The organism is Pseudomonas sp. B33.4 (genome assembly GCF_034555375.1).
Taxonomy (GTDB): domain Bacteria; phylum Pseudomonadota; class Gammaproteobacteria; order Pseudomonadales; family Pseudomonadaceae; genus Aquipseudomonas.
Genome location: NZ_CP140706.1, coordinates 272925 through 287885 on the forward strand (window position 1 = coordinate 272925; position 14961 = coordinate 287885).

Consider the following 14961-nt stretch of genomic DNA (forward strand, 5'->3'; position numbering starts at 1 on the left):
ATCAGTTGGTGATGTATTTGGCGCTGACGTACGGCGCGTAGTCCGGCAGCACGGCTTCAACCTTGCCTTGCTCCTTGAGGAACGCGGCGGTGTCGGTGATGGCTTTGGTGGTCGGTGCGCCGAGGGTGACGACCTGATCAGCCGCCAGCGGGTAGACGTTGCCTTGCAGCAACAACGGAATATCGCTGGCCTTGGCACCGGAGAGTTTCACCAGTTTGTCGACGTTGGATTGATCGGCGAGCCAGGCTTTCGGGTCTTTGCGGTAATCGGCGTAGGCGTCGAGGGTGACCTTGGCGAACGCGGTGACGATTTCCGGGTGCTTCTCGGCGAAGTCTTTGCGCACGATCCACGCATCAAAGGTCGGCGCGCCGAACTTGGCCAGCTCGCCGGAAGTGATCAGCACTTTGCCGTTTTCCTTGGCCACGCCGAGTGCCGGATCCCAAACGTAGGTGGCATCGATATCACCGCGTTTCCACGCCGCAACAATCGCTGGCGGCGCGAGGTTGAGCACGGTGACTTTCGATGGATCGATGTTCCAGTGCTTCAGCGCGGCGAGCAGGCTGTAGTGACCGGTCGATACAAACGGCACGGCTATTTTCTTGCCGATCAGATCTTGCGGGGTCTTGATCCCGGAACCGTCGCGCGCGACCAGTGCTTCGGCGGCGCCGATCTGGGTGGCGATGAGGAAAGTTTCGACCGGGACTTTGCGCGTGATCGCGGCGGTCAGCGGGCTCGAACCAAGGTAGCCGATCTGCACATCACCGGAAGCGATAGCGGCGATGATGTCGGCGCCGTTGTCGAACTTGCGCCAGGCGATGTCGGCTTTGGTGGCTTTTTCGTAAGCGCCGTCGGCCTGGGCGACTTTCGCCGGGTCAACAGTGGTTTGGTAGGCGACGGTGAGGTCGGCGGCCTGAGCCAGAAAACTCGCGGCAGCCAGAGAGGCCACGGCCAGCAGGCGAAGCGGGAAATTCAGTTTCATTGAAAAGCTCCAAATCAGGCGACCGAGCGTCGGCGTGAAAGGAGACTAAATGATCTAAGAATCAGTAAATAAATAACTTTTTAGAATGAGCTTATGAGCGGAAAAATCTAAGGCTCGGGGGATTGTGGATATTTCGGATCTTGCGTTCGACGTTAGATCTTTGCCCCCTCACCCCAGCCCTCTCCCCCAAGGGGGCGAGGGGGGAAAGGGAGCCGACCTTTATGCTTTTCAAGGCCTGGGTTCGGCTCGGTATTTCAGGTCGGTGTACTTCGTACCAACAACCCGGTCGGTCCCCTCTCCCTCTGGGAGAGGGTTAGGGTGAGGGGCTCTTCAGTTACTGATTGCGAGAATGCTTGCCTGATACGACCCGACAAACACATCAAAATCCCCCACTTCGTTCTGCTCCAGCTCAGCCTGCGCAGCGAGAGAAGTACGCGCCAACTCCTCAAACTTAGCCTGCTCATCCGCCGCCAATGGCTCGCTGCGGAAGAACTCGGCATGCGCCTGACTCTGACGCAGCGAGAACTGCGCAAAGCTCTCCTTATGCTCAGCCATCGCCGCCAGCACCTGCGCGGATGGCGTCAGGGACGGATCGCTGACCTTGGCTAGTTGCGCGTCCAGCGCCTTGCTGTGCGCATCGCCGCCATGGCTCTGATCCAGTAACGCCGCCAGCGGGGCGATTTGCTCCAGCAGTTCGGCCGCCCAGGTCTTCATCTCCACCGATTCACCGTCGCGCTGCAATTGCAGGCCCGGACGACGACCTTCCTTGACCACGCTGAGGAAGTTCGAGGTGGCGTTGCCGCACGAGGTGTTGGTCAGCAGCGGGCTGTCGTTCAGCGCGCAATACAGCAGGAACGCATCGAGGAAACGCGACTCGGTGAGGTCGATGCCCATCGGCAGGAACGGATTGATGTCCAGGCAGCGCACTTCGACGTACTGAATGCCCCGGGCCACCAGCGCCTGAATCGGCCGCTCGCCAGTGTAAGTCACGCGTTTCGGGCGGATGTTGGAGTAGTACTCGTTTTCGATCTGCAGGATGTTGGTGTTGAGCTGCACCCACTCACCATCCTTGTGCGTGCCGACTTCAACGTACGGCGCGTACGGTGTGGCCACGGCTTTGCGCAGGCTGTCGGTGTAGCTCGCCAGATCGTTGTAGCACGGCGTCAGACCGGCCTGAGCGTTGCTCTGATAACCGAGGTCGCTCATGCGCAGGCTGGTGGCGTACGGCAGATACAGTGTGTCCGGATCGAGTTGTTCCAGTTGATGCGAACGACCACGCAGGAAACCGGCGTCCAGCGCCGGTGACGCCCCGAACAGGTACATCAACAGCCAGCTGTAGCGGCGGAAGTTGCGGATCAGCGCGATGTAGGAAAACGACTGGAAGTCGCGATCCGTGCCGACAAACCCTTCGGTCTCGCGCAGCAGCGGCCAGAGCTGTTCCGGCAGGGAGAAGTTGTAGTGAATCCCGGCGATGCACTGCATGGTTTTGCCGTACCGCAGGGCCAGGCCTTTGCGGTAGACGTACTTGAGTTGACCGATGTTGGAGGTGCCGTAATAGGCGATCGGGATGTCTTCCTCGGCCGGCAACGGGCACGGCATCGATGGACTCCACAGGTACTCGTTGCCGAGTTTGCTGTAGGCAAAGCGGTGAATCTTGTCCAGGCTCGCCAGCGTATCAGCCGGATCGGGCAGGGCGGGCGTGATGAATTCCAGCAGCGACTCGGAGTAGTCGGTGGTGATCTGTTCGTTGGTCAGCGCGGAACCCAAGGCTTCGGGGTGCGGCGTTTGCGCCAGGCGACCTTCGCTGGTCACGCGCAGGCATTCACGTTCGATACCGTGCAGGCACTGCTCGAGCAGAGAGAGGTTAGCGCGCTCGCCGAGCAGAGCCAGGCGGCGGTTGAGAAGTTCGCTCAATTTGGATTCCTTCACGCGTCAGTCGCCCCAATATGGGGGTGGGCAGGACGGTCTACAAGGGTGAAGTTGAAACTGGCGTTATCGCCTGGTTTTTGAGCCACAACGGCCCGTGTCGATCGCCAACTTCACTCCTTGAATCTGGCTATTGCGCGCACGGAAAAGTTCGACGCCGCAGACGCAGCGCCGAAATTAACTCAAATTGATGGCGTCTAGCTACAGGACAGCGAACGTGCCTTGTGCTTTTGCGACCAGTTTGTCGCCCTGCATCACGTCGGCTTCGACCACCAGTGTGCGCCGGCCCGGGTGAATCACCCGCGCCGTGCACAGCACCTCGCCGTCGGAAACGGCGCGGATATAGTTGATCTTGCACTCGATGGTCGCGCTCTGCTGATCGAAGCCGTGGGTGCTGGAACAGGCCAGCCCCATGGCAATGTCGACCAGACTGAACAGCGCGCCACCGTGCAATTTGCCGCCGCGATTGCGCAGCTCCGGTTCCAGCACCAGGGCAACTTGCGCCACCCCGGTTTCCAGGCTGTGCAGGCGGCAGCCCAACAGCTTGAAAAACGCGCTCTCGACGAGCCCGGCCGGAATCTCCATCAACGTTTCTTCAATTGCTTGGCGTTGGCGAACAGCGAGGCCATCGCGTTGTTCACTGGTGCGGCGGTGGCAGTTTCCTTGCGTGGCGCATTGTTCGAAGGCTGGCGCTGCGCCGAGCCCGGGCGCGAACCACGGGCACCGTCGATCTTCTCGCCCGGGGTGTCGCCCATGCGCATCGACAGGCCGACACGTTTGCGCGGGATGTCGACTTCCATGACCTTCACTTTCACCACGTCGCCGGCCTTCACCGCTTCACGCGGATCCTTGATGAACTTCTCCGACAGCGCCGAGATGTGCACCAGACCATCCTGATGCACGCCGATGTCGACGAATGCGCCGAACGCGGTCACGTTGGTGACGACGCCTTCGAGGATCATCCCCAGTTGCAGGTCTTTCAGATCTTCGACGCCTTCCTGGAACTCGGCCGTCTTGAACTCCGGACGCGGGTCGCGGCCCGGTTTTTCCAGTTCCTGAATGATGTCGGTCACGGTTGGCAGACCGAACGTCTCGTCGGTGAATTTCTTCGGATCCAGGCGCTTGAGGAACCCGGCATCACCGATCAGCGAACGGATATCACGGTCGGTTTCAGCGGCAATACGCTGCACCAGCGGATAGGCTTCAGGGTGAACGGCCGAGGAATCCAGCGGGTTGTCGCCGTTCATCACGCGCAAGAAGCCGGCCGCCTGTTCGAAGGTTTTTTCGCCCAGACGTGCGACTTTTTTCAGGGCTGCACGGGTTTTGAACGCGCCGTGCTCATCGCGGTGAGTCACGATGTTCTGCGCCAGCGTCGAGTTGAGGCCGGAGATTCGGGCCAGCAGTGCCACCGAAGCGGTGTTTACATCAACGCCGACGGCGTTCACGCAATCCTCGACCACAGCGTCCAGACCACGCGCCAGTTTCAGCTGCGAAACGTCGTGCTGGTACTGGCCGACACCGATGGATTTCGGATCGATTTTCACCAGTTCAGCCAGTGGATCCTGCAGACGGCGAGCGATCGATACCGCGCCACGGATCGACACGTCGAGGTCCGGGAATTCCTTGGCCGCCAGTTCCGACGCCGAGTACACCGATGCGCCGGCCTCGGAAACCATGACCTTGGTCATTTTCATCGCTGGATATTTTTTGATCAGTTCGATCGCCAGTTTGTCGGTTTCGCGGCTGGCGGTGCCGTTGCCGATGGCGATCAGGTCAACCGAGTGCTTGGCGCACAGGGCGGCCAGAATGGCGATGGTCTGATCCCACTTGTTGTGCGGCACGTGTGGGTAAACCGTGGCGTGATCGAGCAGTTTGCCGGTGGAGTCGACCACGGCAACCTTGCAACCGGTACGCAAGCCCGGATCGAGGCCCAGGGTTGCGCGCGGACCGGCCGGGGCGGCCAGCAGCAAGTCGTGCAGGTTGTGGGCGAACACGTTGATCGCTTCGGTTTCGGCGCCGTCACGCAGCTCGCCGAGCAGGTCGGTTTCCAGGTGGGTGTAGAGCTTGACCTTCCACGTCCAGCGCACCACTTCGCCGAGCCATTTGTCAGCCGGGCGGTTCTGGTTCTGGATGTTGAATTGCTGGCCGATCATGCCTTCACACGGGTGCATGGTGCCCGGCAGTTCGTCGCCGACTTTCAAAGCAGAGCTGAGGATGCCTTCGTTGCGGCCACGGAAAATCGCCAGCGCGCGGTGCGACGGCATGCTTTTCAGCGGTTCGTCGTGTTCGAAGTAATCGCGGAACTTGGCGCCTTCCTCTTCCTTGCCAGCGATGACGCGGGCACTGAGGGTCGCTTCCTGCTTGAGGTAGTTGCGCAGTTTTTCCAGCAGGCTGGCGTCTTCGGCGAAGCGTTCCATGAGGATGTATTTGGCGCCTTCGAGGGCTGCCTTCACATCGGCCACACCTTTTTCGGCGTCGACGAAACGTGCCGCTTCGGTTTCCGGGGCCAGATTCGGGTCGTTGAACAGACCATCCGCGAGGTCGCCGAGGCCGGCTTCCAGGGCGATCTGGCCCTTGGTGCGGCGCTTCTGCTTGTACGGCAGGTACAAGTCTTCGAGGCGGGTCTTGGTGTCGGCGAGTTTGATGTCGCGCTCGAGGGCAGGGGTGAGTTTGCCTTGCTCTTCGATGCTGGCGAGGATGCTGATGCGCCGTTCGTCGAGTTCTCGCAGGTAGCGCAGACGCTCTTCCAGGTGACGCAACTGGGTGTCATCGAGGCTGCCGGTGACTTCTTTCCGGTAACGGGCGATGAAGGGAACGGTAGAGCCTTCATCGAGTAGCGCGACGGCCGCTTCGACCTGTTGTGGGCGTACGCCGAGCTCCTCGGCAATGCGGCTGTTGATGCTGTCCATAAAACCACCTGACATATTGTGAAATCAGGCTCGCAGGCACGGAAATAAAGGCCCGGAGTCTGGTTGAGCGGCTAGAAAATTGCCGCTGCCTGGGTCAAAAGGCAGCCCATTGACCCGTGAAATCGAACAATTACTGCGCGCGACAGGAAAAAAAGCCTGCCACCTGCGGTAACGATTCAGACGTTGCCTGGCACAAAACGCCGCGCATTATAACCAGCGTTCTGTCATTCGGGGGCGTCGCAGTCTGTAGGCATAAACCCCGGTTTTCTGGCAGTGAAGGAAAAATCTGCTAACAATGCACACGGTGCGTATAACGGCAGCTACGCCATAATGCGCGCCGAGCTAAAAGGAGCATCCAATGAGCAGCACTGCACAAACTGCTGAAGGCGAAAAAATTCTCATCGTTGACGACGATCCGGGGCTGAGCAGCCTGCTGGAACGTTTTTTCGTCAGCAAGGGCTACCGTGCCCGTACCGTACCGAACACCGAGCAGATGGATCGTCTGCTGTCGCGTGAAGTTTTCAATCTGGTCGTCCTCGACCTGATGCTGCCCGGCGAAGACGGTCTGACCGCTTGCCGCCGCCTGCGTGGCGCCAACAACCAGATTCCGATCATCATGCTCACCGCCAAGGGCGATGAGTTGAGCCGCATCAAGGGCCTGGAACTGGGCGCCGACGATTATCTGGCCAAGCCGTTCAACCCGGACGAGCTGATGGCTCGCGTCAAAGCCGTCCTGCGTCGTCAGGCTGCTCCGGTACCGGGCGCGCCAGGCAGTGAAGATGAAAACGTCACCTTCGGTGATTACGTGTTGTCGCTGGCCACCCGCGAACTCAAACGCGGCGAAGAAGTGCACATGCTCACCACCGGTGAGTTTGCGGTACTCAAGGCCCTCGTGATGAACGCGCGTCAGCCGCTGACCCGCGACAAACTGATGAACCTGGCCCGTGGCCGCGAGTGGGATGCCCTTGAGCGTTCCATCGACGTGCAGATCTCCCGTCTGCGCCGCATGATCGAGCCTGATCCATCGAAGCCGCGTTATATCCAGACCGTCTGGGGCGTGGGTTACGTATTCGTACCCGATGGTGCCGCCACCAAGTGATCGGTGATTTGTAGGAGCGGGTCTGCAGGTTTTGGTTGAACAGCCATGCCCGCAGACTCGCAATCCGCAATATGCGAGCATTGCTCGCTCCTGCAAGTGTGTAGCGGTTATAGATGAAAACCCCCGTCTGGTTCCCCCAAAGTTTTTTCTCCCGCACCCTTTGGCTGGTGCTTATCGTCGTGCTGTTTTCCAAGGCGCTGACCCTGGTTTATCTGTTGATGAACGAGGACGTGCTGGTGGACCGCCAATACAGCCACGGCGTCGCCCTGACGTTGCGCGCCTATTGGGCCGCCGATGAAGAAAACCGCGCGAAGATCGCTGATGCCGCGACCCTGATCCGCGTGGTTGGCGCCGGTGTGCCGGAAGGCGAACAGCACTGGCCGTACAGCGAAATCTACCAACGGCAAATGCAGGCGGAACTTGGTGCCGACACCGAAGTGCGCTTGCGCATGCACTCGCCGCCGGCGTTGTGGGTCCGCGCGCCGAGCCTCGGTGATGGCTGGCTTAAGGTGCCGTTGTATCCGCACCCGTTACGCGGTCAGAAAATCTGGAACGTGCTTGGCTGGTTCCTCGCCATCGGCTTGTTGTCGACGGCGTCAGCGTGGATTTTCGTCAGCCAGCTCAACCAACCCTTGAAGCGTCTGGTGTATGCCGCTCGGCAACTGGGTCAGGGTCGTAGCGTGCGTCTGCCAATCAGCGACACACCGAGCGAAATGACCGAGGTATATCGCGCCTTCAATCAGATGGCTGAAGACGTCGAGCAGGCCGGCCGCGAGCGAGAGTTGATGCTGGCCGGCGTGTCCCATGACCTGCGCACACCGTTGACGCGGCTGCGGCTGTCGCTGGAGTTGATGGGCGATCGCAATGACCTGACCGATGACATGGTGCGCGACATCGAAGACATGGACGCGATTCTCGACCAGTTCCTCGCGTTTATTCGTGATGGTCGCGACGAGTCGGTGGAAGAGGTGGATCTGACTGATCTGGTGCGCGAGGTTGCGGCGCCGTATAACCAGAATGAAGAGAAGGTACGTTTGCGTCTGGAGCCGATCCAGCCGTTTCCGCTGCGTCGGGTATCGATGAAACGCTTGTTGAACAACCTGATCGGCAACGCCTTGAATCATGCCGGCGGTCACGTGGAAGTCGCGGCTTATGTGTCCGGTGACGTCAGTGCGCCGTATGTGGTGCTGAGTGTGATGGACCGTGGCGCGGGGATCGATCCTTCGGAGCTGGAGGCGATCTTCAACCCGTTTACACGGGGCGATCGTGCGCGGGGCGGGAAGGGTACTGGCTTGGGTTTGGCGATCGTGAAGCGGATTGCTTCGATGCATGGCGGCAATGTTGAATTGCGTAACCGGTCCGGGGGTGGATTGGAAGCACGGGTGCGGCTGCCGTTGGGGTTGATGTTGCCGCGCGATGCTGTGTAGATCAAAAGCCCCTCACCCCAGCCCTCTCCCGGAGGGAGAGGGAGCTGACCGAGGTGTCTGGGGTCATACGTCGACCTGAAAGACTGGGGCGATTTTGGATTCGGCACAGCCAGATCAGGTCGGCGTATCTCTTAAGCATCCCCCGATCAGTCCCCTCTCCCTTTGGGAGAGGGTTAGGGTGAGGGGCTTTTGCTCTTGGCTCTAGCCCTTGCCTTTGGTGCGGGTCATATTCGGTCCGCCATTCTTCTCAAGATGCTCAATGATGATCCCCGCCACATTCTTACCGGTGGTGGTCTCGATCCCTTCCAGGCCCGGTGACGAATTCACTTCCATCACTAACGGCCCGTGATTGGAGCGCAGGATATCCACACCCGCCACAGCCAGGCCCATGACCTTCGCCGCACGCAACGCGGTCATGCGCTCTTCCGGGGTGATCTTGATCAGGCTGGCGCTGCCGCCGCGATGCAGGTTGGAACGGAATTCACCGGGTTTGGCCTGACGTTTCATTGCGGCGATGACTTTGTCACCCACCACGAAGCAACGAATATCCGCGCCGCCCGCTTCCTTGATGTATTCCTGAACCATGATGTTCTGCTTCAGGCCCATGAAGGCCTCGATCACCGATTCCGCCGCCGTGGCGGTTTCGCACAACACCACACCGATGCCCTGGGTGCCTTCCAGCACTTTGATCACCAGCGGCGCGCCGTTGACCATGTCGATCAGGTCAGGAATGTCATCCGGTGAGTGAGCAAACCCGGTCACCGGCAGGCCGATACCGCGACGCGACAGCAATTGCAGCGAACGCAGCTTGTCCCGTGAACGGGCGATAGCCACCGATTCGTTGAGCGGGAACACCCCCATCATTTCGAACTGGCGCAACACCGCGCAACCATAAAACGTCACCGACGCGCCGATACGCGGAATCACCGCATCGAAGCCCTCCAGCGGTTTGCCGCGATAGTGTATCTGCGGCTTGTGGCTGGCGATGTTCATGTAGGCGCGCAAGGTGTCGATCACTACCATTTCATGCCCGCGCTCGGTTCCGGCTTCGACCAGACGGCGGGTGGAATACAGACGCGGGTTCCGCGACAGCACAGCGATCTTCATGCAACACCTGTGGAGGAGGTAGATACCGGGAACACCGGCTTGTCTTGTACATATTTGATGCCCGGATTGACTACCAACTGACCATCGATCAGGGCTTTGGAACCGAGTAACAGGCGATAGCGCATGGACTTGCGGCAGGCGAGAGTGAACTCGACCGGCCACACTCGATCTCCAAGGGCCAGGGTGGTGCTGATCACGTAGCGCACCTGCGCATGGCCGTTGGAGCTTTTAATGGTTTTGCGGGTTACCAGTGGAGCTTCGCAGCGACGGTGACGCAACTGCACCACCGTGCCCAGGTGCGCGGTGAAACGCACCCATTTCTCACCGTCACGCTCGAACGGCTCGATGTCGGTGGCATGCAGGCTGGAGGTGCTGGCGCCGGTGTCGATTTTCGCCCGCAGGCCCGCGACTCCCAAATTCGGGAGCGCCACCCACTCGCGCAGACCGACAACGGTCAAATGGTCAAATGTCTTCAATAGGAACAACCAACGATTAACGCTTCCAAGCCTCAGGTGTTACCTGGGCCAATGCTTTGAATGCAGGTCTGGCGAACCAGTAGCCTTGCATCAGAAATATTCCACAGTCCGCCAGGAAGTCCCGTTCACCGGCGCTCTCAATGCCTTCGGCAATGACTGTAACGTCCAACTCCGCACAGATTGTGACAATCCCCCGGACGATCGCCTGACGAACACGGTCTTGATCGACATCGCGGATCAGCGCCATGTCGAGTTTGATCAGGTCCGGTTGGAAATCAGCCAGCAGATTGAGCCCCGAATAACCGGCACCGAAATCATCGATGGCGGTCTTGAAGCCGAATTCGCGGTATTCACGCAGAATATTGGTCAAATGGCGATAGTTATCTACGTGCTCGCTTTCCAGTGTTTCGAAAATCAGTCGGTCAATCGGGAAATGGTGTTTTTTTGCCGCCTCCAGTGTGCTGCGAATGCACAGCTCTGGACGATAGACCGCGTTGGGCATGAAGTTGATCGACAAATGTGTCTGCATATTTAGATTGGCCGCGCCTTCGATGGCGCGGGTCCGGCAGAGCTGATCGAAACGGTAGCGGTTGTCTTCTGTAACTTGATCCAACACAGTCAGTGCGCCTTCACCGCGCACCCCACGGACCAGCGCTTCATGGGCGAAAACCGACTGGTTGCGCAGATCGACGATAGGTTGGTAGGCAAAGGCAAAATCGAAGCCCAACGGTTCACTGTGCTGACAGCCCTGGCAACCGGTGTTGTTCGAGGTTAATGAAGACGGAAATTTAGTCACTCGATCACTCCATGCCGATGAACCGGCCAAGCTCACATTCTATCTGGAGGGCCGAGTTCTTGCGCCTGACAGAAACGGTAGTACAGTTCCGACTACTGGCCGAACGAGGAATTCAAATGGCACAAAAAAGCGAAGAGGACGACAAGGTCCGTCTCGACAAGTGGCTGTGGGCTGCGCGGTTTTACAAAACCCGTGCCTTGGCCAAAGCAGCGATTGAAAGTGGCAAGGTGCATTGTCGCGGCGAGCGCTGCAAGCCTGGCAAAGAACCACGGATTGGCGATGAGTTCGAGATTCGTACCGGGTTTGAAGTGCGCACGGTAAAGGTCGAGGCGTTGTCGATTGTGCGGCGTGGGGCGCCTGAAGCACAGACGTTGTATTCGGAGACTGAGGCGAGCATTGCCAAGCGTGAAGCAGCAGCGGCGATGCGCAAGGCGGGGTCGCTGGGGGTGAGCACCGACGGCAAGCCGAGCAAAAAGCAGCGGCGGGATTTGTTCAAGTTTCGCGGCAGCAGTAACGACGAGTAAAAACTTACTTCTGCGCTGCTTGTGCTGACGCCATCGCGGGCAAGCCCGCTCCCACAGGTTTCTCAGGTGCTCACATGATTTGTGTACGCTGAAAATCATTGTGGGAGCGTGGCTTGCCCGCGATCGAGTGCGCAGCACTCGCCACACTCGACGCGGTATCAGGCGCTACGCACCACACTCATCCGCGACACCAGCGGCAACTTGCCCAGCAGCGCGAATATCGGCGCTGTCACTTTCAACCAGAAGTTCGAGGCGTGATACGCAAATGGCGTGTAGTAACCCCAGCCCAACGCCCACACCGCCAGCAGCACACCGCCGATGTAATCGTCCTGGCCCCAATGCGCACCGGCCACCAGTCGCGGCAGCATGAACAACAGCGCCAGGCCCCAGATCGTCACAAACTGGCCGACCGTGCGGCTGAACACCCCCATGAACAGCGCCCAGATCAGTAATACCGAAGCGTGATCCCCCGGGAAACTCTGGCCCGAGCGGTCTTTCAGCTCCCAGGTCTTCTCCAGATGCGGGAAGTAATCGCTGATATGTACCGCACCTTCCAGCACCATCGACGGGCTGCTGTGCTGCCAGTCCATATGGTCAGCGAACTTGGAAAACAGCGCGCGGATCACCACCATCAACAGCAGGATCGAGAAAAAACCGAAAAACGCGCGACGCACGTCAATGGCCTTGAACACCCAATCGCCCTTGATCAGTAGCGTCAGCAGAATCAGGCCAACGACGATGTCGAACGGTCGCAGACTTGCAATTGCCCAGATGTGGAGCCATATCGGGTTGCTGGCCAGCGGTGCGTTGAGTGAGCGGAACAGCCACTCGTCGAAAATCACACACAGCGCGTTGCCCGTAGGCCATAACCAGAAAGCCAGTAGCGCCAACGGCACTACGTTGCACAGAACCAGCCGGCCGAGGTTCCACCTAGATTGGAACAAACCCGGATTGTTCATAAAATGCCTCCCATGGCAGAGCAGTCGGCACCAAAAAGGGTGCCAAGAAGCGCAAATTTTCACGTCTTGTAACCATTTTGTCACCACATTCAGATACCCAAAATTATGACCGACCTAGCGGACACCGATTTCACCCAACGTTTCATCTTCGATGACAGCGACACGCGCGGCGAACTGGTTGCGCTTGAGCGCAGCTATGCCGAGGTTCTCGCCAAGCACCCGTACCCCGAGCCGGTAGCGCAATTGCTCGGCGAATTGATGGCGGCGGCCTCGTTGTTGGTGGGCACGCTGAAGTTCGATGGCTTGCTGATTCTGCAGGCACGTTCCGAAGGGCCGATTCCGCTGCTGATGATCGAATGCTCCAGCGAGCGCGATATCCGTGGTCTGGCGCGTTACAACGCCGAGCAGATCGCACCCGACGCAACCCTTGCCGACCTGATGCCGGGCGGCGATCTGACTCTGACCGTCGACCCGACTGTCGGCCAGCGCTACCAGGGCATCGTCGATCTCGACGGCGAAACCCTGTCGGAATGCTTCACCAATTATTTCGTCATGTCGCAACAGGTCGGCACCCGCTTCAAGTTGTTCGCCGACGGCCGTCGCGCCCGTGGAATGCTCTTGCAGCAACTGCCGGCCGACCGTCTGAAAGACGAAGAAGAGCGCGCTGACAGCTGGCAGCACATCACTGCGCTGGCCAGCACCCTCACCGCCGATGAACTGTTGAGCCTGGACAACGAAACCGTGCTGCACCGCCTCTATCATGAAGAGCAGGTGCGTCTGTTCGATGTGCAGAACCTGCGTTTCCGTTGCACCTGCTCACGCGAGCGTTCGGGCAACGCGCTGGTCAGTCTGGGTCTTGAGGATGCACAGCAATTGGTTCAAGAGAACGGCGGCACTATCGAGATCGATTGCCAGTTCTGCAATCAGCAATACCTGTTCGACGCGGCCGATATTGCTCAATTGTTCGCTGGTGCAGGCGTCGACACGCCGTCAGATACCCGGCACTAAAACGGTTCAGCGCAGGTAAATTCACTGCGTAACGACGGAATATCGCCGTTACGACGGGAGGACCCTACTCTTTTTGGGCGTTTCTGGCATAATCCGGCCCACTTTTTGTCGCGGTAGTAGTGCACGACTTTCTACTACAAAACGTTTGGAGCACACTCGGCCACTGGCCGACGGGGAATCTCATGACGCAAGCCAATAACGCCGTGTACACCGATCTGAGTGTCGATGATCTGGTAAAAGAAGCCTTGAATCGCGGTGAGGGCGAGCTTGCCGATACCGGCGCTCTGGTTGTTCGCACTGGTCACCGCACCGGTCGTTCGCCTGTTGACCGTTTCATCGTTGAAGAGCCTTCCACCCAGGCCGCTATCGCCTGGGGCCCGATCAACCGCAAGTTCCCGGCCGACAAGTTCGATGCGCTGTGGGCTCGCGTTGAGGCGTTCAACAACGCGCAAGAGCACTTTGTGTCCCACGTGCATGTAGGCGCGGCGGAAGATCACTACCTGGCCGTGAAAATGACCACCCAGACTGCCTGGCAGAACCTGTTCGGTCGTTGCCTGTTCATCAACCCGGCCCAGTACAACCCGGCCGGTCGTGAAGAGTGGCAAGTGCTCAACGTGGCCAACTTCGAGTGCGTGCCTGAGCGTGACGGCACCAACTCCGACGGTTGCGTGATCCTCAACTTCGCACAGAAAAAAGTGCTGATCGCTGGCATGCGTTACGCCGGTGAGATGAAGAAAGCCATGTTCTCCGTGCAGAACTTCCTGCTGCCGGCCGCTGACGTGCTGCCAATGCACTGCGCTGCCAACATCGGCGAAGAAGGCGACGTGACCCTGTTCTTCGGTCTGTCGGGCACCGGTAAAACCACTCTGTCGGCCGACGAAAGCCGTTACCTGATCGGTGACGACGAACACGGTTGGGGCGAAGGCGTGGTGTTCAACATCGAAGGCGGTTGCTATGCCAAGTGCATCGACCTCTCCGAGAAGAACGAGCCGGTTATCTGGAAAGCCATCAAGCATGGCGCTGTGCTGGAAAACGTTGTTATCGACGACGCCAAGCACGCCGACTACGCCGATGTCAGCCTGACCCAGAACAGCCGCGCCGCGTACCCGCTGGAACACGTTGCCAAGCGTTCCGAGCACAACCTCGGTGGCGAGCCAAACGCGGTGATCTTCCTGACCTGCGACCTGACCGGCGTACTGCCGCCAGTGTCGATCCTCAACGAAGAACAAGCGGCCTACCACTTCCTGTCCGGCTACACCGCACTGGTGGGCTCGACTGAAATGGGTTCCGGCAGCGGCATCAAGTCGACCTTCTCCACCTGCTTCGGCGCACCGTTCTTCCCGCGTCCGGCTGGCGAATACGCCGAACTGCTGATCAAGCGCATCCGCGGCTTCGGCTCCAAGGTCTACCTGGTCAACACCGGCTGGACCGGCGGCGGCTACGGCGTCGGCAAGCGCTTCAACATCCCGACCACCCGCGCGGTGATCGCAGCGATCCAGAGCGGCGCGCTGATCGGTGCAGCCACCGAACACCTCGACACCATCAACCTCGACGTGCCACTGGCCGTACCGGGCGTTGAAACCAACCTGCTCAACCCACGCAACACCTGGGCTGACAAGGCTGCGTACGACGAGGCGGCGAAAGCACTGGCCGGTCTGTTCATCGAGAACTTCAAGAAGTTCGAAGTGAGCGACGCGATCAAGGCTGCAGGGCCGAAGTTGTAAGACTTGGTTTGTAGTGAATGAAAAAGC

13 protein-coding genes are annotated in these 14961 nt (G+C 59.3%); 5 read left to right on the forward strand and 8 right to left on the reverse strand.

What is annotated here, in order from left to right:
- Position 1 precedes the first annotated feature (1 nt).
- From tauA to U6037_RS01200, 4 genes are all read right to left on the reverse strand, one after another.
- Complete coding sequence (tauA, locus tag U6037_RS01185) at positions 2–979, reverse strand: taurine ABC transporter substrate-binding protein (RefSeq protein WP_322845533.1); 978 nt, start codon at positions 977–979, stop codon at positions 2–4.
- Positions 980–1309: 330 nt separating this feature from the next.
- Positions 1310–2893, reverse strand: a complete 1584-nt coding sequence (gene gshA / locus U6037_RS01190; protein WP_064388987.1) for a glutamate--cysteine ligase — start codon at positions 2891–2893, stop codon at positions 1310–1312.
- A gap of 213 nt (positions 2894–3106) precedes the next feature.
- Positions 3107–3490: a PaaI family thioesterase gene (locus tag U6037_RS01195; RefSeq protein ID WP_007917925.1), complete on the reverse strand. Its 384-nt coding sequence runs from the start codon at positions 3488–3490 to the stop codon at positions 3107–3109.
- Positions 3490–5814: a Tex family protein gene (locus tag U6037_RS01200; RefSeq protein WP_322845534.1), complete on the reverse strand. Its 2325-nt coding sequence runs from the start codon at positions 5812–5814 to the stop codon at positions 3490–3492. Before U6037_RS01200 ends, U6037_RS01195 begins: the two co-directional genes overlap by 1 nt.
- A 358-nt stretch (positions 5815–6172) precedes the next feature.
- Between U6037_RS01200 and ompR the strand changes: the two genes are divergently transcribed.
- Positions 6173–6913, forward strand: coding sequence for a two-component system response regulator OmpR (gene ompR, locus U6037_RS01205; protein ID WP_034151877.1), 741 nt, complete (start codon positions 6173–6175; stop codon positions 6911–6913).
- 113 nt (positions 6914–7026) lie between these two features.
- The gene (locus tag U6037_RS01210; RefSeq protein ID WP_007917930.1) at positions 7027–8340 is read left to right on the forward strand and encodes an ATP-binding protein; all 1314 of its coding nucleotides are present in this window, start codon (positions 7027–7029) and stop codon (positions 8338–8340) included.
- A 201-nt stretch (positions 8341–8541) separates the two neighbouring features.
- Here U6037_RS01210 and rimK read toward each other — a convergent pair whose 3' ends face one another.
- The 3 genes from rimK to U6037_RS01225 form a co-directional block, all read right to left on the reverse strand.
- On the reverse strand, positions 8542–9447 hold the full coding sequence (rimK, locus tag U6037_RS01215; protein WP_007949201.1) for a 30S ribosomal protein S6--L-glutamate ligase: 906 nt from the start codon (positions 9445–9447) through the stop codon (positions 8542–8544).
- Complete coding sequence (locus U6037_RS01220; protein ID WP_231982547.1) at positions 9444–9863, reverse strand: ATP-dependent zinc protease; 420 nt, start codon at positions 9861–9863, stop codon at positions 9444–9446. Before U6037_RS01220 ends, rimK begins: the two co-directional genes overlap by 4 nt.
- A 76-nt stretch (positions 9864–9939) precedes the next feature.
- Complete coding sequence (locus U6037_RS01225; RefSeq protein WP_322847270.1) at positions 9940–10719, reverse strand: EAL domain-containing protein; 780 nt, start codon at positions 10717–10719, stop codon at positions 9940–9942.
- Positions 10720–10835: 116 nt separating this feature from the next.
- Between U6037_RS01225 and U6037_RS01230 the strand changes: the two genes are divergently transcribed.
- Positions 10836–11243 carry an RNA-binding S4 domain-containing protein gene (locus tag U6037_RS01230; RefSeq protein WP_150649933.1) on the forward strand — a complete coding sequence of 136 codons (408 nt, stop codon included), beginning with the start codon at positions 10836–10838 and terminating at the stop codon, positions 11241–11243.
- Positions 11244–11401: 158 nt separating this feature from the next.
- Here U6037_RS01230 and U6037_RS01235 read toward each other — a convergent pair whose 3' ends face one another.
- Entirely contained in the window at positions 11402–12202 is an 801-nt protein-coding gene (locus U6037_RS01235; RefSeq protein WP_077570224.1) for a phosphatase PAP2 family protein, read from the reverse strand.
- A gap of 105 nt (positions 12203–12307) precedes the next feature.
- Here U6037_RS01235 and hslO point away from each other — a divergent pair, with 105 nt between their 5' ends.
- Both hslO and U6037_RS01245 read left to right on the forward strand, forming a co-directional pair.
- The gene (hslO, locus tag U6037_RS01240; protein ID WP_322845535.1) at positions 12308–13210 is read left to right on the forward strand and encodes an Hsp33 family molecular chaperone HslO; all 903 of its coding nucleotides are present in this window, start codon (positions 12308–12310) and stop codon (positions 13208–13210) included.
- 182 nt (positions 13211–13392) lie between these two features.
- Positions 13393–14934 carry a phosphoenolpyruvate carboxykinase gene (locus U6037_RS01245; RefSeq protein ID WP_007917942.1) on the forward strand — a complete coding sequence of 514 codons (1542 nt, stop codon included), beginning with the start codon at positions 13393–13395 and terminating at the stop codon, positions 14932–14934.
- Positions 14935–14961 lie beyond the last annotated feature (27 nt).